This window comes from Providencia sp. PROV040, assembly GCF_032706145.1.
Lineage (GTDB): Bacteria > Pseudomonadota > Gammaproteobacteria > Enterobacterales > Enterobacteriaceae > Providencia > Providencia hangzhouensis.
Genome location: NZ_CP120531.1, coordinates 150,804 through 168,132, shown reverse-complemented (window position 1 = coordinate 168,132; position 17,329 = coordinate 150,804). Strand labels below are relative to the sequence as shown.

Here is a 17,329-nt window from a genome sequence, read left to right as displayed (position 1 = left end):
TGCCGGGCTCAGTTCGTGCTTGCTGATGAAGGCGAACTGCTTTCATTGGATTTACTTTTTGAACAAACGCGAGATTAACCTGGCACCGAATTTATCCAGGCCGTCCAGTTGCTTGTTGATGACCTGTGACAGTGTATGCAATGACAGAAGACTCATACCTACGAATACGCAGGCGAACAGTAATGCGATGCATCCGGCACCACCAATAACGAGATAACCCCAAAACGTCGTAGGGGCTTCAATGATGGTCAGGCAACCGGGCTCAGGTTGCCATTGGCATGAAAATCCCCTGAGTGCATAAGGGAAAGCATCAAGCCCGTTCATAACGGTCGTAATCAGCCATCCTGCACCGAAGAGCAATGCCACTCCAGCACAGAGCAGCAGGAAGATGAAAGCCACCCCCACTCCCCTAGGTAATTGACCGCTTCGTTTGGAAGTCATTACAGCCTCTCGATTTTGACAGCGATACTCTGCGTTTGGTTTATGACTGCGCCTTTGCGGAGGCGATACCAGTGAATTGCAGCCCTGCCTTTCTCAGCCAGAAGGCGACTGCTTTTTCAACGGCATCTTTGGCTGAGGCCATATCAGGATAATGCCCCAGATCGCCTTTGAGTCCCGGCAGGCTGCAACGCGTCGCATAAGAATTACCGGCACGGGCTTGGGTGGCATCGTAGTAGGCTGACCCGATCTTAAACTGGCCCATGTAGAGTTGTTCGCCTTGGTTCCACCGGCTTTCGCTCGGCTTCCAGATGAGAGTAGTCATTGAAGTGTCTCGCGATGAAAAAGGTGCTTTTATTATGCGAGCAGTAAGACGGTTGACGAAAAAAAAGCCCGAAATTCCGGGCTTGGTCAGTTCGGGTGAATACCCATAGCGAGTTGCAGATCGCTGAGCGTTATCATTAGCATCATCGGGTCGAGCGGCGAAGGCAGGAAGCCAATATGCTCATAGAACCGTTTAGCATCATCAGTAAGAGCGTGAACCACCACCCCTCTAATGCCCACCAGCACTGAGGCCTGAATAACGCGATGACAGGCATCTTTAACAAGCCCTCTTCCGATCCCAAGGCCTTTAGCCCTTGTATCAACCGCCAGCCTGCCGAGTAGAATGACGGGAATATCGGTGGGCATATTACGGCGGAATCGACCAACGGCTTGATTGGTGCTGACGACCCCTGTTGACAGAGCATAATATCCCATCACCTGGTTATCCGAAGTGGTCACAAAAGTGCGCGACGCTCCGGAGTTTTGATTACTCATCGCCCGGTTTTTTAGCCAGAGATCTAACGCCTCTTCTCCAGAGGAAAAACCTTCCAGCAGATGGTCTGATTTGAGTGGTTCAGGTGCTGTTAGCTTCAATGTCATTCCTCCCAAGGGGATTTAGACATCATTGTTTTTCGTAGTGCCTCATTGCTCCCAGGCGCGGCATCAAGCTGGTTGATAAATTCCTGGTAAACTTCGGGACTGACGTTGATGACTCGCAGATCTGCCAGCGTTTCTTCAGCTGCACGTCGAGCGGCTTCCAGAACAAATTCGGTACGGTTTTTCCCCACTGCATTCGCGGCACGGTCGATCAGGATTTTGTCTTCTGGCTTTATTCTCAGGTTCAGTGATGAACGTGTTACGGCCACATTATTTTGAGTTGGCATATTAACCTCCCAATTGATTACTTTCATTGCTAAGTATACAGGAGTGTAATGTCGTTGTCATTACGCTTGGTATGGGTGCTTTGGTTGGTCTACAAAAGCACCTCTGATACGGGGTTGTTTTGTGCAGTAAAAAGCCCGACGTGAGCCGGGCTTGCTGGTGGCGTGGGCACTATCAACCTTACGAAGTGTGGCGTGGCCTGCTCATCAGTTGCTTAAGTGCATCCGTTGGAGCCACTGGTGAGTCAATCAGATCCGTTAACTGTTCCCACGCATCGGGGCAAAGTTGTTTGCTATTATCCTGCGCAGCTGGCGCGCCGGAAGCAGTGCCTGATAATGGCAGCATAGCAGCCCGGCAGGATAACCACTGTTCCCAGCGGGACTGAACGGATTTATCAGCGTAACCCAGACCAGATTTTTTCAGTGCGGTACCGTTATCACTTTCCTGTTCGCTGCGCTCAAAAGCAACTCGTAACGTCGCAATATCAGGTAAGGCTGTAACCGGGAGCTCGGTAACGTTGCACAACGCAGCACGCAGGCCGACCTTGATTTCTTCCAGTTCGTCGTTACCAATACTGCCGTCAGTCAGCGCGTGGTGAAAATCGAGCGCCATCCCGTCAGTCACTTGCAGCGGCTTCGGCTCCTGGCTCGCCAGCCCCTTCCACCCTTCCCACATGGCCGCAGCCATCATAAACCAGACGTTGCCACAGCCGTCTTTTTTGTGGTCGAAGAACCAGTCCACAAAGTCCATCGACATGGCGTTATCTTTGGCAAACTGCTCACGTTCGGTCATGCTACTGTTTCCTCTGACTGCCCGGCCAAAGCCAGGTGCTGTTGCAGTGCAGCCCGAACGATGTCAAACATGCTATTCAGGCGGATAAAGGCCGGGTTCGGTATCGTCGGCCACGGCAGGTACCACGGTTCGGTGCTAAAGTATGGCACTTCACTGATCACTGAAGAATAGCCACAGACTGTGCTTTTGATATCGTCAGATCCGTCGATTTCTTCCCAGCACACACGGGCTTGGTCTTTGGATATTTCCCCTTCCCGGCGCAGGCGCAGCACTTCACTGAACATGAAACGCATATTCGCCTCATTGTCATTGTCGATTTCGCTGCTCACGTTACCGGCCATGTTGGTGATCAGGTAGTCGTTCCCGCAGTCACAGAAAAACTGCTCAACGGAGCGGTCGCTCATTGCATACCAGGCAGAGGTCCACGCTTTACCCTCGCAGGTAACCGTAATGCGACCACGCCCTGGCCCATAGTTTTCAGTCATGACGCGGATCGGATCAAAGTCAAGCAGCTCACTGATTTCGAGGCTCAGCACCTTGGTCTCAGTTATTTTCATCGTCGGCATCTCCCACCAGGTTGTTCTGTTCGAACTCGGCATGAATTTCTGCCCAGCGCTCTTCTTTGGTCATGGTTGAAACAACAGCCGCGTGATGCGCCGGATCCAGCACAAAAACATCTTCATCCGGGTGAGCATCAACCTCCCGTTCAATCACCACATCCTCCGCTTTGCGTGCGTCGTACATGATGTTGTCGTACACGTAGGCATGTTTGCGGGGGTTGCCCAGGATCACGTAGTGGAACGGCACCTTAAAACTATAGAGCACGGCCACATCACCCGGTTGCAGATCACGCCATTTCTTGGCGCGGTAGCGTAGCTTGGTCACTCCTTACCTCCTTCAGACAAAACAACTTCCGGCGCGGCACCCATCACCGCAGCATACTGACGGGTAGCGATATCAATATCGTCTTCCGTCTTTTTCGCTGACTTCGGCCCGTTGTCAGGGTGGCGCAGGTATTCGCGATAAGTGGCCGGCGACTGAACAGCAAGCATCGCCCGCAGCTGTTCGTCGGTTGGCTTTTTCGGTACCAGCATGAACCCGACAGGAATATGCAGTGCTGGTGGAGCGGCAAACACGGCGACCGGATTTTGGATGCGATCGGCGCGGTCAGCCGGATAAATGAAGCCCTTACCGTTTTCGGCATAACCCAAAGGTGGGGCTTCCTTCAGTTCGGCCAGTTCTTCCAGTGCATCAGCGTTGTCCCGCAACCGCTTAGTGTTTTCGGAATACCCCATGTCTTCCCAGCGCAACGCCTCCAGACGAAATGCCGCAGCGCGCGTTTTTAACTGCTCTACTGTCATTGCCATTACGACTTCCTGTTTTATTACGTCAATTATTTGGTGCTTTGCCTTTCATACAGTTCACGGAATTGGTGTGAACCATCGGAGTGCATTGCCCGCATACGTTGGTACAGCGATTCGTTAGGAATGGAATGCCAGGCGCTCCACATACTGCGATCGGACGAGCAATAGCGGTATTGATACTCCGCAACCGGCATAGGTGCAGTTGCCCGGTACAGCTGAGCCTCTACTGCGGCCTTTTCACGGCGTGCAGTGTCCAGGTCTGCCTGAAGCTGTAGAACCCAGCGCGCGAGCTCACCTTTTTCATCCCGAAGGAGGCTCAGTTCCTGAAGCAAGAATTTGTCAATTTTGTCCATCAGCGGCAAACCCTTTCTTAGTAAAGAAGGCCAACCCTTCGGTATACATCTGCTTCAGCTCGACCGAATCAGGCTCTGCGGCGCACTCAGGCGACCATTTCGCCATGTCGGACAGTCCAACCACCAGCTTTTTAACGATCACGCGCTGGATGTATTCGCGGCGCTCTTCCAGCAGCCAGGCTGAGGCCTCAGTCATGTAAAAATGCAGAGTCTTGGCGAAACCCACCAACTCAGTCGTTTCTGCGCGGCCAGCCAGGTAGTCGCATCGCGCGATCGCAATGCTCAGACCATCTTCAGTCAGCGCATAGGAACTATCACCCTCTGAGTGGGTTACGCCGGACTTCATCACGCTGTAAGCGCCTTTATCGCGTAACACCCAGAACTTGCCGTTCTCGTGAACAATGTCTTTTTCCCGCATCGGGTATTACTCCTGTTTTACAGCCGGATCGAAGTCGGTTGACCGGAACGAACGGCAGGTGTTGAATATTGCCCAGCATTTGGGGCAGTTAACTTTTGAGCCACGAGGTGCGGGTTTGGTTTCCATCGCAGTGTCACTCAGGCCACCATCAAGCCCGCACAACGTTGTATATCCACCACCAGCGCCCACGTCACCCGTAGGCAGGTGAACATGCTCCTCTCCGGCGTCTTCCAGTAAAGTCACAACAACCAGACGGCTCATCGGGCATCGTCCACGATTTTAAAGTCGATCACCCAAACCATCGGATTGGCTTTCCAGCTATCAACACCGTGGATTACTGACCACTTGCGCCCGAAAACATCGGCCAGGCAGTCCCCGCTACGTGTATCCCGGATAGAACAGCCTTCTCTCAAGGCGTCTGCATCGCTGATATCACGGAGGCGTTCAATACGCACCTCTGTAATCTCCAGAGTGATACGCGACTCAAACTGTGTCATTTGCTGTGCCGGGAACCAGCGCTTAACTTTATTGGCCGCGCCATCTTCCAGATCTGCCCGATAAACCAGGCGCACACCGCAGTCGCCATAGGTTTCGCGAATCCACAGCCGATCGCCTACATGTCCAAAACGGCAGAAAAACGTCGGCCCAAACTTGGGTGGCAAAACCTTATCCACCAGCGCACGCTGGCGTTTAGTCAGGGATTCCGGGAACGTGTCGAGGCAGATTTCTTTGATCAGTTGGCGGGTTTGAACCTTTTGACCGCTGCGGATAGCCCGGACTTGCTCATCGGTGAAATTGATAGGGAAGAGTTTCATTCTTTTTTATCCTGCGAACATGCTGCTTTGATTTCGGTATCATCCGTGTGGTCATTAGGCACAAGCAGGCTGAAGACCGCATGTGGACGAAGGCCTGTCTCGAAAAAGCTCAGGCGGCCACGGATAGAGACTGGCTTCAGCGTTTTGGCATCCGCCAGCGTGAAGCCTTTCGGCCCGAAGAACCACGGAGATTCGCTTTCTTCGACACAGCCAGTGATAGTCGCTACGCCGATAATCGCGCCGTAAGAAAAATACTTTCTTTCAGGCAACATCAGGGAGTGACCGAATTTGGCGCGTAGGATTTCCTTCGCCTTTTCCATATCGGTCTTGGATGCCAGCTGCGCGCTGGCGTGAATGAGAATCGGCCCGCGCTGGTGGGTGTTCCAGCTGCGGTTTTCGATGTCCTTGTGACCGTGAGTGATCAGCCACGCCCACGGTTGGCGGATGGATAAGGCCTTCATGCTTTGGCATCCTTGGCTTCAGAACGTTCAGCGGCACTCAGAATGGCTTCCACCACGGATTGTGCAATAACTGAGCTACCCAGACCGCCGACATATTTCACGATCTGTTCACGAAACGCTACCGCACCCAGAGCGGTGACCGTTTGGCTTATTTCAGCACGCTGCGCTGCGTCAATCACTTCATCAGCCCAATCGCGGTCGAACCCAGGCATTGCAGGCAGAGATGCCACAACATCAGACGGCAGCGCGTCGATGTAGTCGCGCATTGCGATGACAACTTCCAAAAGTTCGTTTTTCATGTCTGATCCTTATCGCGCTGGTGGCGCATGAATTATTGACGGATTGAGTGGCGGTGCTGCTTGCTGTATAACCAGTATCACCCTAACCCAGAAGCTGACAAAATTTTAGACAAAAAAAAGAGGCTTACGCCTCTGTGGTTTTTATCAGTAAGATCACAAAATATTAAAAGTTTTTAATAACTTATATACAGAATGTGATTCTATTTCTTTTAGTTTATTTTGTAGGAATTCCTTTTGTCTGACCTCTATTTCATATTTCTTCATTATTGATTTAAGATAATCAGGAAAAGCATCTATTCTTTCTATGTTTCCGTCATGCTCTTTTAAAAAATTTTTATTGTCAACAAGACCACTAACAAGCATTTTCTTGGAAAACCCACTTATTTTATTGTCGTCCCTATATTCAAATTCAATTCCAAATTGTTCATAGAAACGGTTTCGCCTATTTTTATTTTCGGACATTCCATTCGTAGCATCGACATCTGATAATCTTATCTTCTTCACAGCAGCTTCTGGCCACTGACGAACCCATTCTATAACACAGCTCATAAGCAAAGACCCTATACGCATCCCTTTAACAGCTTCTAGGTGTACATTTCCATTTGTCAGGCTAACTTCATTTTCGTGTTTGTTATAATGAGCTTCAAATATTCCATCTTTTTTTTCTCCATTAATATTCAAGTATGTATATGACAAATTGAATATTAAAATTCCTTGAGCATGATCTTGTTTAGTGGAGCTTTCAATAAGTAGCCAGCCATTTAACTCTTTTTTCTTATGTGAATTATAAACTTCATATGTTCGAACGTATTGCTCTTGTAGATTAGCTGGCTCTACAAAGGTTTTCATTAGAACTACATCCTGCATGTTAAACACCTATTTAATTAAATTAGCTAATGTTAGTTGGAGTAATTTAAAAACATATTATATTTATCATAACTAAACGCCCACTTTCACAAAGCAATAAATATATAAAAAGGGACCTTAGTCCCTTTCAGATTGATGACGAACCCCATGTTTTTAGCATGGGGTTTATTGTGTTAGCGACCGAAGGTCGCGATCGCGATATTTTTCTAAAATCCCATCATCAATAACTTTCTCAAGCTATATTCCGTTCTATATGCCTTTAATTGGCTTTGTATTAACTTAAAAAAGTAAAAAAGAAGCGCCAGTAGCGCCATCTTCTTCATATTTTGTGCAACAGCTGCTAATAAGCACTGCATTTGCACTTTATTTAACCCACGGAACCGCGCATAACGGTGACCATGATGTTGTTTGGCATCGGCAAAACTTCTTTCTACCGTCTCTTTTCGTCTTGCGTAGATTTTTTTACCCCACTTGCTTAGCCGTAACGTATTTGACCACTCTTTCGCTTCTTCCCATACATGTCGAGTGATTGTTTTTTGTCCTTTTTTGTTTTGAGTACACGATTGTCGATGTTCGCATAATTGGCATTGAGCCATATTGGATTTGTAATGTTTATAACCATTACGGTCAGTTGTACTGTAGGTTAAAAGCGCTTCGGTTGGACACACATACACATCGCGCTGTGCATCATAGTAAAAATGTTTTTTTTGATACGCATTTTGCCCTTTATTGGGACGTCGATAACCAGGAACAAGAGCGATACTCATTTCTTTCGCGAGATGACAAACGGGGGCGGTGAAGTAACCGGCATCCACGCCTGCGGCAATGGGGTTAAGATTAAAACGTTCAATTTGACGCTGTAATCGGCCAATGTAAGGCTGGCTATCGTGCACATTTCCTGCGGTGACATGGGTGTCCATAATGATACCGTGCTTTCCATCAACCGTACGATGGTCAAGATAAAAGAAGCCTTTGGGTTTATTGTCCCGATGCATAAAACCACTTTCAGGGTCAGTGGTACTTACTTTAGTGTTTTTGACGGCGCTGTTTTCGTTGGATTTTTTTGCGTCGGGTAACGGCTTTTTTGCGTGATTTTTCCGGTCTCTTTCGACAGCGACATTGAGTTGTTCAATATATTCACTTGGGGCGATGGGACGCTCTTCATTAATGGCTTTGTGCGGGTTCGCGTTGGCTTTCAAGTGGGTACTGTCAGTATAAAGAACGCGTCCATTCGCCATGCCTCCACTGATGGCTTGTTCAACGACATGGTCAAATATCTGCTGGAAAATATCACTGTCATTAAATCGGCGAATACGATTTTGGCTCAATGTTGAAGCATCGGGCACTTTCTCCGTTAACCCCATGCGTAAAAACCAACGATAAGCCATATTGACTTGGATTTCTTTAACCAGTTTTCGCTCTGATGGGATACCAAACAGATAGCCTAACAGCATCATTTTAATAAGACGAACAGGGTCAATCGCAGGTCGCCCGTTATTGGGACAATAAAGGTGAGCAACGGCATCACGAATAAATTCAAAGTCCATAATCGCATCGACTTTACGAACAAGATGGTCTTCAGGCACCAACTCATCGAGTGTGATAGTTTCGAATTGATATTGCTGAGGAGAAGGTTCTTTTAACATATCGGTTAGCTCATTATTTGTACTAACCTTATTAGATCAAAGTCCTCACTAAAAAGCGAGGACTTTGTCAGCAGTCTGAAAGGGACCTTAGTCCCTTTTTTGATTTCAGTCAGCTATTTGATTATTGCTGAGCACCTTCGGCTTTCAGTTCGGTGATCACCTGCTCCGCCAATACTGCCGCAGAGCGCGCCTGGTTAATCAGTGAGGTACTCATGCCGTCATCCACCAGCTGATTCGCCCGTTGGAACATGCGCGCAACAAACTTCTCCAGCGCGGCGATTTCAGCCCCTGCCAGCAAAGGCGCAACGCCGTCAGCCAGCTGGTTAAGCGCATCGTGCATACCGGCCACAAAGCCTTCGCAGTAGTCGTCGCTTTTGCCGGTACGGTCGCGCACGCAGTCCATGTCATCGCCGTCTAATAATTTGCGCAGCTTTGCCTTAAGGTCGCTCATTGGCCGCTCCCTACACGTTCCGCCAGCACCAGGAGGCGACGACCAACAGCTTTGACCACTTCCTGACTGCTTTCACGCGTCATTTCCTGCGCGATTTCACCAGCATGGTTTGCGGCAGCGACGGTGGCATCCTTTTTGATTTTCCGCAGGCCGCGTTCAATCGCCGGGTAGTCAGTATTGTGCAGAGCGTCGTTGGCGATCATGGCCGCAGTACCGGCCGCGCCTTTATCCGTCACGTCGATGTGCTCAAGGATGGCTGCATGAGCGTCTTTCAGCATTTTGCCTTCCGCAACCAGGTGCTCAACTTCAGACGCAGGGACGTAGCCTTTCGTCGGGCTGTTTTCGAGCGAAGGCATCAGAGCGTAATCACAGACCTGCTTGATGTGACTACCGACGCTATCGTCCGGCCCCACTTCGCGCAGATCGGTCTGAGTGGCACGTTGCACGACGATACCCCAGACTACCTGGTCAGTTTCATCAGACCAGCCGTCACAGGCCTCGCCCCGGTAGTATTCGATGTGCTCTTCAGCGGCTTGCCGGGCTTTGTCGGCGCTGTCGTGCTCATCGTAACCGCCGTCGGTGCTGTACGAGAAGAACTCCAGACCGTCGGTCACGCGTTTGAGCTCTTCCACCAGCTGGATATTCTCAGTACGCAGGCGCTCGCCTTCAGCCAGTTTACGCGCGAGGTAATTGACCAGCGTTTCGTTTACCCGCATGTCGCGCGGGATGCACTTGCCGTCAAGCAGGCCTTGGATTTCAATTGCTGTCATCTTTCTTCTCCTGATATACCAGTTTGCCAGACAAAATGGCGTCGCGGATGGTGTTGAACTCCTTCGCCCAATACTGCGAATCGACGAAGATCTCCAACTTGGTGTAGTCGTGCTTTTTGCGTTGGATGAAGGCATCCGCTGCTTCGCGGGTGAAGTGTGCGTTGACGTACTCCCACTCCCAGACGTACCCGGTTACCGTGTGGTCAGGCAACGCGCCGAGCACATCCCATTGCTGATCGACGCGGATAGCCAGAAAATCAGCCCGGTACTCGGTCTGGCATTTTTGGTTGAGCTCTTCTCGTTCTTCAGAATCCAGGTCATCCCAGTATTCCTGCGGGCTAAACCATTTGGCGTCATCCACTGCCACCAGCCAGTCTTCGATATAATCCATATCCAGACCGGTGATCAGGCGTTTCTTCTGCACGACGAATAGCGGGTCAGCGGTGCAGTGCTCATCAACACCTTTACCAACGCAGTGATATTTAAGGCGGGACACGAAGTCCGCCCAGGTTTCAGCGTTCAGTGGCGCGCCAGTGGCGAGCGATGGTTTCTGTTCAGTTGTCATGGCTTGGTTTTCCGTTAAGGAGTGGTCCGTTTCACTTCATAGCCAGTATCGCCCTACCCTCTCCGCCGACGAAGAGATGACAGATACAAAAAAAGGGGCTTTCGCCCCCAGTTATTTTCAACATGGCCCGAAGTGCCGGGCGTGCTCCCCCGGCAATGTATATTGCTTCAGTGGCGCGATGAACTCAGCCAGTAGCGGCTCTCTCCCCCAAACGCTGAACAGCGTTGTCAACGAGAGCGTTGCATATTTAAAGAACAAACCTTCTGCCAGATCGAGAGCTCGGGCACGGGCTTCAGGAGGTAGCGCTTGCCCCGCTAGCTTTTCCAGATAACCCACCAGGTCTGAAGGGATCAGCTTCAGCGACGATGTAGGTGGCTCATTCAACAGATGGGTGATGATTTTGAGCCAATCATCATTGTTAGTGATCACGATGCTAATATTGCCGGGACGATGATATTCAACGGATACCGCCCCGCCGTCATAGGCTTTAACCATCGCGCAGTCGGACATGACTGGCCGGTTTTTGCCTGTCACGTAATACCCCAGGTGATCGCTGTGCGTGCAGGTGTGAATTATCCGCAGTCCGGCCCCCAGTATCTGCTCGCTAACCGATGTTGCACTGGATTGTTTGTCTGAATGGCTCATTGCTTCACTTCCTTTTTGGCCTGCCGACGATGTAACGCCGTTACGATGAACACAATCAGCGCGGTCATAATGAGTGGGTTTTTAAACGGTGGCTCAAAGGGCCCAAAGCCGATCACAATCGGACCGCCAATAGCACAGGCCACCAGCGAGACCCAGTAGATGGCTTCAGGGAAATTCTCTCGGACAGAAGGCCTGGAAAAAATGAGAACATGAGAAACCAGCGCAATCGCGACTCCCATCCACAGCGAGTTGACATCCAACGCCCCCATAAGGCCCGCGACGCCTGCGCCAAACAGGGCGTATGCCAAGGCGGCGTACTGAACCAGCATGACCAATTCTCGGCGGTCGGCCTTCTGCTCTTCCGTTAATTTCATCTTTTTCTCCAGGGTTAATGAGTGAGGGAAAACTTATCGCTAACCTGCGCCATGTAGCGGATCATCTCAGTGCCCACCCATTCACCGACGTAGGTGCTCACGCCGTTACCGATCTGCTTATACGCTGAGGTTTCGCATACTGGGAACTCAAACCAGTCGGGCACGCCTTGCAAGCGAGCATACTCACGCACCGAATAAGGGCGCGCACCCAGCGGGAAACGCTTATCGACCACGAGTCGCGTTGAACGGTCCTTTGCGTAATGAGCGACACACGTTGGTGCGATATCACCCTTGGCAGGGTCGCTAATGATGGGTAAATCGCGATAGCCGCCCCGTAGCCGCGTTTCTACTGATTTAGGGATACGAACGGACGGGTTATCCTCCAAAATCGCACTGAGAGGGATTGGGCGCGTATTTTCCGGCGGGCGAACATCAAACGGGCGACGCGTGCCGATTATGATTAGACGATGCCGACGTTGCGGTACCCACAGCTCCGATTTCACCGGGCAGAATACCTGAATGAAATACCCGGCCAGTTTGGTCATTGTTTCCATGACAATTGGGAACGCCAACATGCCCGGCACGTTCTCGATAACGTAGAACTCAGGCTGGGCAACCGCCAGGTGACGCAGTGCGTGCAGGAAAAGCTCATCGCCGGTTCGAGTACCGTGGATATCGCCGATCGTGGAATACTTCGTGCAGGGATAGGTGAAAGACATGCCGTGGCAGCTATCCTGTTCCAACACCATTTCCTGCGTGATGTCGCAGTGTTTGATATGGTTCCCCAGATTGTGGCGATAGGTCTTAACGGCGTCTTTGTCCAGCTCGAAAGACTGGGCGATCTGAATACCGGCATTCTTCAGGCCGATATCCATCAGCCCGGCACCGCAAAAATAACTGTTCATTAGAACGGGAGACATTCGACATTCCTTAAAGATGGTCGATGAATTTTATGGCTTTGCTCAACCAGAGAAATATTCAGCGAAGTTAATCCAAACAATGCTCGCCGCTGTGCTAATCAGCACGATACCCGTGACCACGTCGAGGCCGATTGAATCCGCCTGGCTACCACGCGGCAGAATACATAAGACGAGCGAACACACGATCAGGAAAACGGTCAGCATCATGCTAAACAACGACGCCCCACCCTCAGTTGAAAACAAAAGCTCGTAAACAGTCATGGTTTTTCTCTCAGTGATTGTTCTTGCGTTCAGCGGCATACAGACGAGCCAGAATGCCATTCAGCGCGCCATCCAGGACCTTGTAATACGACTCGGTGCCCCCCATGTCGTCACGCATATCCAGCAGCGCCTCCAGCTCGGCATCGTCGATCGGCTGCACCTCATTGGTGGTGGCCGACAACACTTCACCAGCATCAACCGAGATCCCAGCTTTAAACAGCGCGTCGATAGCGTCCTGCCTGTACATCACCGCGCGGCCAGAAGGTGGTGTCCAAGCGATCGGTTCCAGTTTCACGGCAACGTTTATTTCAGCGGCCATCAAGGCTTCAGTCAGTTGCGCCAACAAAATAACGTCTGCACCGCTCGGTGGTTGCAGCCCTAAGGCTGGTGGAATAGCGACGGTTTGATAGCTCACGGCATTCACCTTCTTACTTCGCTTCGCCTGGAGCCGAAAATAGTTCAGGCTCACGCATTTCGATAGAGACACGCATCCGGGCATAACCAGTAATGCCATAACCGTCTGGCTTACCTTCGATCAGTGCCTTGATAAATTCAGGCCGATACCCAGACCAGGAAAGCGCCATCCCTGTATCAGGCTCCACCAGCACGACAGGGGCCGATTTGAAACCCAGGTTGCGGAACAGCTCACGATGCTTTTCGATACTGCCTTCCACGAACTCAATCCCATTTGCGGCAAAACGCTCTTTGGTCATGCGGCAAGGCTGGCAATCCGGCAGACAGAAGACGATGACTTTCATGGTGACCTCTGTTATTGGTTTGTTTGTTTACCTGCAACCAGTATCCGCTGACACCAACAGCTGACGAAGCATTTGACGTAAAAAAAGCACCTCGAAAGATGCTTTTTATTTGGGATTTTGAAACGCCTATTCAGCATGACGTTTTGGCGACTAACAGCAGTGATATCTGTCCGCTAATAGCCTCGTTTAGCTTTTCTTGCATAGAATAGTGCTGCGATAGCGGCGAACCCTTCGGTACGCAATTCCAGATACACAGCCAGATCGTAACTCTTCATCCCTTGGACTCCGCTGTAGGCTTACTGGTAGTTTGACAAAGGCTGGCCGATCATCCCAGTTACCTTCAACAGCTCACCAGCGGTAACCGTCCGCAGCATTTCCGAACGCCCAAACTTAACATAGTCCTCACGAGGCATCGTTTTAAAGTCCGGATGCGGGCGGTCATTGCACAGTTGCCAATCCTGATCTGCGCTATCACGGCGCAAGACGAAGACATCAACAGACATATGCAGGCCAGTGCCGAACATCGCGGTAGCAACGATTTTTGCCTGTGACCCATCTTTACGTTGGATCAACTGTTCTGCTTTGGTGACCAGTTCTTGTTCTTGCATAGTTCGTTCCTCAGCTGGTGGGTTACCAGAGGCAGGGAGATAACCCCCTGCTCTATCGGTTATGGGCGGTCTTCCAACGCCTGGATTTGGTTGTCGATTGCCTGAAGTTGTACAGCGAAACGCTTTTCGATTTCGTTACGCAGAGCTTGATAGGCAAGCAGTTTGGTTGAATACAGAGGTAAGCCACCGTAGAACTCGGTCGGGTTACCAGCTGCACCGTGAGACTTTGGTTTCGACCACGCAGGATAAATTGCGATGGTTTCACCTTTGAACGACCCGATTTTCGACGCGTCGTAAGTAAAGCCGGTGGTTTTACCTGAAGTCGGGATAGCGATATCCGGCTGAACCTGAGCAGTAGAACGCAGAGCAGAAATAAGAGTGTTCATGATGATTCCTTTGTGTTGTTTGTTTTGTTTACCTGCAATCAGTATCACCCCACTCGCACCGCTGACGAAGAGTACAAACAAAAAAAAGCACCCGGAAAGGTGCTTTTTAAACATGATGGGATTTGCCTCACATCGACAGTTCGTTAATCCGCCCCTCAGGCCTCTTACCCAGGGTTGTCATTTCACCGAACTCAAAGAGTCCGCAAATCTCTTCTCCGATCTGCGCCACCAGCACGCGCCATCGACCGGTACCATTCTCACCCCAACACGCCACTCCGGCTGCATCCAGCTCTTCTTCAGTAGCGAAGAATTTTGCGCCCTCCAGTTTATCGACAGAGATCAGCAACTGGTTATCTACTGTGAAGCAAATGCCGTGCTGGTTCATGAAGAACAAACGACGCTGCGCATCACGGGTTGAGATAATGGTTTCCCCGTTGGGTAACGGAGTTGCAGACGTAGTTTTCACATTAATCAAGCGCCCTGCTCTCTCCAGGCAACCGATCATAATGCCAACAGCATTGGTCAGATCGCTGTAGGGTGGCAAGCCGACCAGCTTTTGAAATGCCATGCGTTCATCGTGGGTTTTCAACTCCGCAGTTCGGGTGTGAATTTTATTATTATCAAGGTCAGCAGCGCCCTGCTCTGCCAGAATTTTTTGCAGCATCAGGTTGCCCGCAGTGCCTGGGTCATTCCATAACTTCTCACCCTTCAGCAAGTTTTCGGCAAACAGATTGCTGGTGGAGAAAGGTGCTGGTACTTTGCCAACGAACTGAAATACCACTGTGATGACGCTTTCGTATTTTCCCATAACACACCCATGCATTCGTTTTGTTTACCGAAATGATATCACTATCTGATCACGCGACGGAACGGAGGAAGCGAGTCCAGAATACTTTGGCCGTAGCGCGTATTCTTGATGCGCGAATCCAGTATGGTCACCGCCCCGGTATCGGACTCGGTTCGGATAAGCCGCCCAACCGCCTGGATAAGCTTGATGCATGCCTGCGGCACCGTGATTTCTTCAAAAGTGTTCCGCCCCGCCTTCTCCATCCACTCTGTGAGCGTTTGACTGACCGGGTCGCTCGGTACGCTAAACGGCAGCTTGGCAATAATCACGTTGTCGCAGTAATCTCCAGGCAAGTCTACGCCCTCACTGAAGGAAGCCATCCCGAAGATAATGCTCGCCTCACCACGATCGATACGCAACTTATGGCGGGACACGATTTCCGTTTTAGGCATCGTCGTCTGCATCAGGATGTGTTCCTTCACGTTGTCCGGCATACCGGCACAGACTTCGGTCATCTGCTTACGAGATGAGAAGAGCACCAGGCACCCTTTACGGCGGAGCACCAATTTAGGTAATAGCTCAATCAGCTCGTTAGTGTGCGCCTCGGCATTCTTCGGCGTGCTACGCATCTTTGGCACAAACAGAACACCGTTGTTCTCGTAGTCGAAAGGGCTTTTCGCCAGCAGCGTCGGCGTATCCTTTTTTAAACCCGCTTCATTCAGGTAGGCATCGAAGTTGCCCATCGTCCTCAGTGTTGCTGAGGTGATGATCACCCCATGCGCTTCCTGCCACAGCTCCCTATCCAACTGCTCGCCCGCATGCACCGGGCTGCTATGGATAATGACTTCGCTTTTATTGTCTCGCTTGACGTTTACCCAGCGCGCCACTGGAACAGCAAGCTCACCTTTCTTCGTCGATGCAGTAAATCGACTCATCGCTTCCAGCAAGTTTTCTACACGGTTCTTCAAATCGCCGATCGCCATTTTGTGGCGGGCATTATCCTCCGCGACGATTTTGTCACCGGCCTCATCAATGATGATGGTCATTTTCTCAATCAAAGTCTGCATCTGGTTTGCCAGGTACAGACCGTTTTTAAACAGGGCACGGACATCATTGGGTACGTCACCCTCAGGGAAACGATAGACGTCAATGTTACCGTGATCGTTACGGAAGTTCAGGGAAGATAAAAGGGTGGCGCGAACTGACATCAGCTCGGTTGCCGTGTCCGAAGCCAGCGCCACAAGCTTGTAAACGTGGTCATTCATCTTCTCGCCATAAGGGGTCTGCATGTCCATGACCATGTCACTGACCTCACCCAGCCAGCGCGCCGTATTATCCAACGAGGCATTTGCAGCAAAGTGCTCAATGGCTTTACTGGTCAGGTGATGACCTTCGTCGAAAACATAGATGGTTTCTTTCGGCGGTGGCAGGATGACACCACCTCCCAAAGACAGATCGCTCAAAACGATATCGTGGTTAGCTATCACCACATCGACTTCTTCCAGTCGGCTACGCGCGGCAAAGAAGGGGCAGTTTTTGTAATGAGGGCACTTAATCTTAGGGCACTGGCTGGCGACCGCGTTAACTTTGTTCCAGGACTTGTCAGCCAGCTCCAGCGGGTAGGTATCTCGTTCTCCGTTCCATTCACCGCTGGCGAATTCGTTACCCAGACTTGTCATGTCGTCGCGAACATAGCCATACGCATTATGCTCTGCATCAACGTGCGCATCGTAACGCAGTCGGCAGAAGTAACGGCCACGGCCTTTCGCCATCGCGTAGGTAAATTTAAGTCCGCCCTGGCTTTGGATTTCCGGCAGATCTTTCACGACTACCTGCTCCTGAAGCGCTACGGTTGCTGTAGACAGAATGAGGGTCTTGCCCTTCTCTATCGCCAACGGGATCAGCGGCAGGCAGTACCCCAGCGTTTTACCGGTACCGGTACCCGCTTCCACCACACCAACGACAGGCTTGTCGTTATCCTCTGGGATATCGTTAATCAGCGAAGAGCAAAAGCGGATCATGTCCTGCTGACCGGTACGCGGCTTCAATCCCTTCGACGTCAGGAAGTTGCTGTATGCAATTGCCGTTTGTTGCTCGGCGGTCAGCTTGATATTGTTGCTCATGACGAGATCCCATAGAATTATT

Annotated in this window: 29 protein-coding genes; all 29 read right to left on the bottom strand. The window is 50.8% G+C overall.

Annotated elements, in window-relative coordinates:
- Positions 1 to 51: 51 nt before the first annotated feature.
- The 29 genes from P3L40_RS23525 to dinG all read right to left on the bottom strand — a co-directional run bounded on the left by P3L40_RS23525 (position 52) and on the right by dinG (position 17,307).
- Positions 52 to 441 carry a hypothetical protein gene (locus tag P3L40_RS23525; RefSeq protein WP_131680420.1) on the bottom strand — a complete coding sequence of 130 codons (390 nt, stop codon included), beginning with the start codon at positions 439 to 441 and terminating at the stop codon, positions 52 to 54.
- Positions 442 to 481: 40 nt separating this feature from the next.
- Positions 482 to 763, bottom strand: coding sequence for a hypothetical protein (locus P3L40_RS23520; RefSeq protein ID WP_131680419.1), 282 nt, complete (start codon positions 761 to 763; stop codon positions 482 to 484).
- A gap of 86 nt (positions 764 to 849) precedes the next feature.
- A complete protein-coding gene (locus P3L40_RS23515; RefSeq protein ID WP_131680418.1) occupies positions 850 to 1,362 on the bottom strand; it encodes a GNAT family N-acetyltransferase in 513 nt (170 codons plus the stop codon).
- The gene (locus tag P3L40_RS23510; RefSeq protein WP_131680417.1) at positions 1,359 to 1,646 is read right to left on the bottom strand and encodes a DUF1778 domain-containing protein; all 288 of its coding nucleotides are present in this window, start codon (positions 1,644 to 1,646) and stop codon (positions 1,359 to 1,361) included. The genes P3L40_RS23515 and P3L40_RS23510 overlap by 4 nt, the downstream gene beginning before the upstream one ends.
- Before the next feature lie 178 nt (positions 1,647 to 1,824).
- Entirely contained in the window at positions 1,825 to 2,436 is a 612-nt protein-coding gene (locus tag P3L40_RS23505; protein WP_131680416.1) for a hypothetical protein, read from the bottom strand.
- The gene (locus P3L40_RS23500; RefSeq protein WP_131680415.1) at positions 2,433 to 2,993 is read right to left on the bottom strand and encodes a hypothetical protein; all 561 of its coding nucleotides are present in this window, start codon (positions 2,991 to 2,993) and stop codon (positions 2,433 to 2,435) included. Before P3L40_RS23500 ends, P3L40_RS23505 begins: the two co-directional genes overlap by 4 nt.
- Positions 2,980 to 3,321 (bottom strand): hypothetical protein, encoded by a 342-nt coding sequence (locus tag P3L40_RS23495; protein ID WP_131680414.1) that lies wholly within the window; start codon positions 3,319 to 3,321, stop codon positions 2,980 to 2,982. The genes P3L40_RS23500 and P3L40_RS23495 overlap by 14 nt, the downstream gene beginning before the upstream one ends.
- Positions 3,318 to 3,803 carry a hypothetical protein gene (locus P3L40_RS23490; RefSeq protein ID WP_131680413.1) on the bottom strand — a complete coding sequence of 162 codons (486 nt, stop codon included), beginning with the start codon at positions 3,801 to 3,803 and terminating at the stop codon, positions 3,318 to 3,320. The genes P3L40_RS23495 and P3L40_RS23490 overlap by 4 nt, the downstream gene beginning before the upstream one ends.
- Positions 3,804 to 3,829: 26 nt before the next feature.
- Complete coding sequence (locus P3L40_RS23485) at positions 3,830 to 4,153, bottom strand: hypothetical protein (protein ID WP_131680412.1); 324 nt, start codon at positions 4,151 to 4,153, stop codon at positions 3,830 to 3,832.
- Entirely contained in the window at positions 4,140 to 4,571 is a 432-nt protein-coding gene (locus P3L40_RS23480) for a hypothetical protein (RefSeq protein WP_131680411.1), read from the bottom strand. The genes P3L40_RS23485 and P3L40_RS23480 overlap by 14 nt, the downstream gene beginning before the upstream one ends.
- 6 nt (positions 4,572 to 4,577) lie before the next feature.
- Entirely contained in the window at positions 4,578 to 4,832 is a 255-nt protein-coding gene (locus P3L40_RS23475; protein ID WP_131680410.1) for a hypothetical protein, read from the bottom strand.
- Complete coding sequence (locus P3L40_RS23470) at positions 4,829 to 5,386, bottom strand: morphogenetic protein (RefSeq protein WP_131680409.1); 558 nt, start codon at positions 5,384 to 5,386, stop codon at positions 4,829 to 4,831. The genes P3L40_RS23475 and P3L40_RS23470 overlap by 4 nt, the downstream gene beginning before the upstream one ends.
- On the bottom strand, positions 5,383 to 5,847 hold the full coding sequence (locus tag P3L40_RS23465) for an ASCH domain-containing protein (protein ID WP_131680408.1): 465 nt from the start codon (positions 5,845 to 5,847) through the stop codon (positions 5,383 to 5,385). The genes P3L40_RS23470 and P3L40_RS23465 overlap by 4 nt, the downstream gene beginning before the upstream one ends.
- Positions 5,844 to 6,146 carry a hypothetical protein gene (locus tag P3L40_RS23460; RefSeq protein ID WP_131680407.1) on the bottom strand — a complete coding sequence of 101 codons (303 nt, stop codon included), beginning with the start codon at positions 6,144 to 6,146 and terminating at the stop codon, positions 5,844 to 5,846. Before P3L40_RS23460 ends, P3L40_RS23465 begins: the two co-directional genes overlap by 4 nt.
- A gap of 153 nt (positions 6,147 to 6,299) precedes the next feature.
- Complete coding sequence (locus tag P3L40_RS23455) at positions 6,300 to 6,995, bottom strand: hypothetical protein (protein ID WP_131680406.1); 696 nt, start codon at positions 6,993 to 6,995, stop codon at positions 6,300 to 6,302.
- A 224-nt stretch (positions 6,996 to 7,219) separates the two neighbouring features.
- Positions 7,220 to 8,659, bottom strand: a complete 1,440-nt coding sequence (locus P3L40_RS23450) for an IS1182 family transposase (protein ID WP_136135612.1) — start codon at positions 8,657 to 8,659, stop codon at positions 7,220 to 7,222.
- A gap of 121 nt (positions 8,660 to 8,780) precedes the next feature.
- Complete coding sequence (locus P3L40_RS23445) at positions 8,781 to 9,110, bottom strand: hypothetical protein (RefSeq protein WP_131680405.1); 330 nt, start codon at positions 9,108 to 9,110, stop codon at positions 8,781 to 8,783.
- Complete coding sequence (locus P3L40_RS23440) at positions 9,107 to 9,880, bottom strand: hypothetical protein (RefSeq protein WP_136135401.1); 774 nt, start codon at positions 9,878 to 9,880, stop codon at positions 9,107 to 9,109. The genes P3L40_RS23445 and P3L40_RS23440 overlap by 4 nt, the downstream gene beginning before the upstream one ends.
- Entirely contained in the window at positions 9,867 to 10,445 is a 579-nt protein-coding gene (locus tag P3L40_RS23435; RefSeq protein ID WP_094962618.1) for a hypothetical protein, read from the bottom strand. The genes P3L40_RS23440 and P3L40_RS23435 overlap by 14 nt, the downstream gene beginning before the upstream one ends.
- A gap of 117 nt (positions 10,446 to 10,562) precedes the next feature.
- Positions 10,563 to 11,090 (bottom strand): hypothetical protein, encoded by a 528-nt coding sequence (locus tag P3L40_RS23430; RefSeq protein ID WP_094962617.1) that lies wholly within the window; start codon positions 11,088 to 11,090, stop codon positions 10,563 to 10,565.
- Entirely contained in the window at positions 11,087 to 11,464 is a 378-nt protein-coding gene (locus P3L40_RS23425) for a hypothetical protein (RefSeq protein WP_136135402.1), read from the bottom strand. Before P3L40_RS23425 ends, P3L40_RS23430 begins: the two co-directional genes overlap by 4 nt.
- A 14-nt stretch (positions 11,465 to 11,478) precedes the next feature.
- Complete coding sequence (locus tag P3L40_RS23420) at positions 11,479 to 12,384, bottom strand: DNA cytosine methyltransferase (RefSeq protein WP_131680401.1); 906 nt, start codon at positions 12,382 to 12,384, stop codon at positions 11,479 to 11,481.
- Positions 12,385 to 12,426: 42 nt separating this feature from the next.
- On the bottom strand, positions 12,427 to 12,645 hold the full coding sequence (locus P3L40_RS23415; RefSeq protein ID WP_131680400.1) for a hypothetical protein: 219 nt from the start codon (positions 12,643 to 12,645) through the stop codon (positions 12,427 to 12,429).
- Between the two features lie 10 nt (positions 12,646 to 12,655).
- Positions 12,656 to 13,060: a hypothetical protein gene (locus tag P3L40_RS23410; protein ID WP_094962613.1), complete on the bottom strand. Its 405-nt coding sequence runs from the start codon at positions 13,058 to 13,060 to the stop codon at positions 12,656 to 12,658.
- A gap of 13 nt (positions 13,061 to 13,073) precedes the next feature.
- Positions 13,074 to 13,403, bottom strand: coding sequence for a glutaredoxin domain-containing protein (locus P3L40_RS23405; protein ID WP_136135404.1), 330 nt, complete (start codon positions 13,401 to 13,403; stop codon positions 13,074 to 13,076).
- Positions 13,404 to 13,699: 296 nt separating this feature from the next.
- The gene (locus P3L40_RS23400) at positions 13,700 to 14,011 is read right to left on the bottom strand and encodes a hypothetical protein (RefSeq protein WP_094962611.1); all 312 of its coding nucleotides are present in this window, start codon (positions 14,009 to 14,011) and stop codon (positions 13,700 to 13,702) included.
- A gap of 59 nt (positions 14,012 to 14,070) precedes the next feature.
- Positions 14,071 to 14,511, bottom strand: coding sequence for a hypothetical protein (locus tag P3L40_RS23395; protein ID WP_131680399.1), 441 nt, complete (start codon positions 14,509 to 14,511; stop codon positions 14,071 to 14,073).
- Positions 14,512 to 14,524: 13 nt separating this feature from the next.
- A complete protein-coding gene (locus P3L40_RS23390) occupies positions 14,525 to 15,205 on the bottom strand; it encodes a hypothetical protein (RefSeq protein WP_131680398.1) in 681 nt (226 codons plus the stop codon).
- A gap of 41 nt (positions 15,206 to 15,246) precedes the next feature.
- Positions 15,247 to 17,307 (bottom strand): ATP-dependent DNA helicase DinG, encoded by a 2,061-nt coding sequence (gene dinG, locus P3L40_RS23385; RefSeq protein ID WP_131680397.1) that lies wholly within the window; start codon positions 17,305 to 17,307, stop codon positions 15,247 to 15,249.
- Positions 17,308 to 17,329 lie beyond the last annotated feature (22 nt).

Bases quoted from the DNA above. Each gene is read 5' to 3' on its own strand.
- P3L40_RS23390 (WP_131680398.1), bottom strand. From the start codon at position 15,205: ATGGGAAAATACGAAAGCGTCATCACAGTGGTATTTCAGTTCGTTGGC.
- P3L40_RS23460 (WP_131680407.1), bottom strand. From the start codon at position 6,146: ATGAAAAACGAACTTTTGGAAGTTGTCATCGCAATGCGCGACTACATC.
- P3L40_RS23490 (WP_131680413.1), bottom strand. From the start codon at position 3,803: ATGGCAATGACAGTAGAGCAGTTAAAAACGCGCGCTGCGGCATTTCGT.
- P3L40_RS23430 (WP_094962617.1), bottom strand. From the start codon at position 11,090: ATGAGCCATTCAGACAAACAATCCAGTGCAACATCGGTTAGCGAGCAG.
- P3L40_RS23400 (WP_094962611.1), bottom strand. From the start codon at position 14,011: ATGCAAGAACAAGAACTGGTCACCAAAGCAGAACAGTTGATCCAACGT.
- P3L40_RS23420 (WP_131680401.1), bottom strand. From the start codon at position 12,384: ATGTCTCCCGTTCTAATGAACAGTTATTTTTGCGGTGCCGGGCTGATG.
- P3L40_RS23425 (WP_136135402.1), bottom strand. From the start codon at position 11,464: ATGAAATTAACGGAAGAGCAGAAGGCCGACCGCCGAGAATTGGTCATG.
- P3L40_RS23505 (WP_131680416.1), bottom strand. From the start codon at position 2,436: ATGACCGAACGTGAGCAGTTTGCCAAAGATAACGCCATGTCGATGGAC.
- P3L40_RS23485 (WP_131680412.1), bottom strand. From the start codon at position 4,153: ATGGACAAAATTGACAAATTCTTGCTTCAGGAACTGAGCCTCCTTCGG.
- P3L40_RS23440 (WP_136135401.1), bottom strand. From the start codon at position 9,880: ATGACAGCAATTGAAATCCAAGGCCTGCTTGACGGCAAGTGCATCCCG.
- P3L40_RS23405 (WP_136135404.1), bottom strand. From the start codon at position 13,403: ATGAAAGTCATCGTCTTCTGTCTGCCGGATTGCCAGCCTTGCCGCATG.
- P3L40_RS23450 (WP_136135612.1), bottom strand. From the start codon at position 8,659: ATGTTAAAAGAACCTTCTCCTCAGCAATATCAATTCGAAACTATCACA.
- P3L40_RS23415 (WP_131680400.1), bottom strand. From the start codon at position 12,645: ATGACTGTTTACGAGCTTTTGTTTTCAACTGAGGGTGGGGCGTCGTTG.
- P3L40_RS23475 (WP_131680410.1), bottom strand. From the start codon at position 4,832: ATGAGCCGTCTGGTTGTTGTGACTTTACTGGAAGACGCCGGAGAGGAG.
- P3L40_RS23465 (WP_131680408.1), bottom strand. From the start codon at position 5,847: ATGAAGGCCTTATCCATCCGCCAACCGTGGGCGTGGCTGATCACTCAC.
- P3L40_RS23525 (WP_131680420.1), bottom strand. From the start codon at position 441: ATGACTTCCAAACGAAGCGGTCAATTACCTAGGGGAGTGGGGGTGGCT.
- P3L40_RS23520 (WP_131680419.1), bottom strand. From the start codon at position 763: ATGACTACTCTCATCTGGAAGCCGAGCGAAAGCCGGTGGAACCAAGGC.
- dinG (WP_131680397.1), bottom strand. From the start codon at position 17,307: ATGAGCAACAATATCAAGCTGACCGCCGAGCAACAAACGGCAATTGCA.
- P3L40_RS23455 (WP_131680406.1), bottom strand. From the start codon at position 6,995: ATGAAAACCTTTGTAGAGCCAGCTAATCTACAAGAGCAATACGTTCGA.
- P3L40_RS23445 (WP_131680405.1), bottom strand. From the start codon at position 9,110: ATGAGCGACCTTAAGGCAAAGCTGCGCAAATTATTAGACGGCGATGAC.
- P3L40_RS23470 (WP_131680409.1), bottom strand. From the start codon at position 5,386: ATGAAACTCTTCCCTATCAATTTCACCGATGAGCAAGTCCGGGCTATC.
- P3L40_RS23480 (WP_131680411.1), bottom strand. From the start codon at position 4,571: ATGCGGGAAAAAGACATTGTTCACGAGAACGGCAAGTTCTGGGTGTTA.
- P3L40_RS23500 (WP_131680415.1), bottom strand. From the start codon at position 2,993: ATGAAAATAACTGAGACCAAGGTGCTGAGCCTCGAAATCAGTGAGCTG.
- P3L40_RS23515 (WP_131680418.1), bottom strand. From the start codon at position 1,362: ATGACATTGAAGCTAACAGCACCTGAACCACTCAAATCAGACCATCTG.
- P3L40_RS23510 (WP_131680417.1), bottom strand. From the start codon at position 1,646: ATGCCAACTCAAAATAATGTGGCCGTAACACGTTCATCACTGAACCTG.
- P3L40_RS23395 (WP_131680399.1), bottom strand. From the start codon at position 14,511: ATGTTTAAAAAGCACCTTTCCGGGTGCTTTTTTTTGTTTGTACTCTTC.
- P3L40_RS23435 (WP_094962618.1), bottom strand. From the start codon at position 10,445: ATGACAACTGAACAGAAACCATCGCTCGCCACTGGCGCGCCACTGAAC.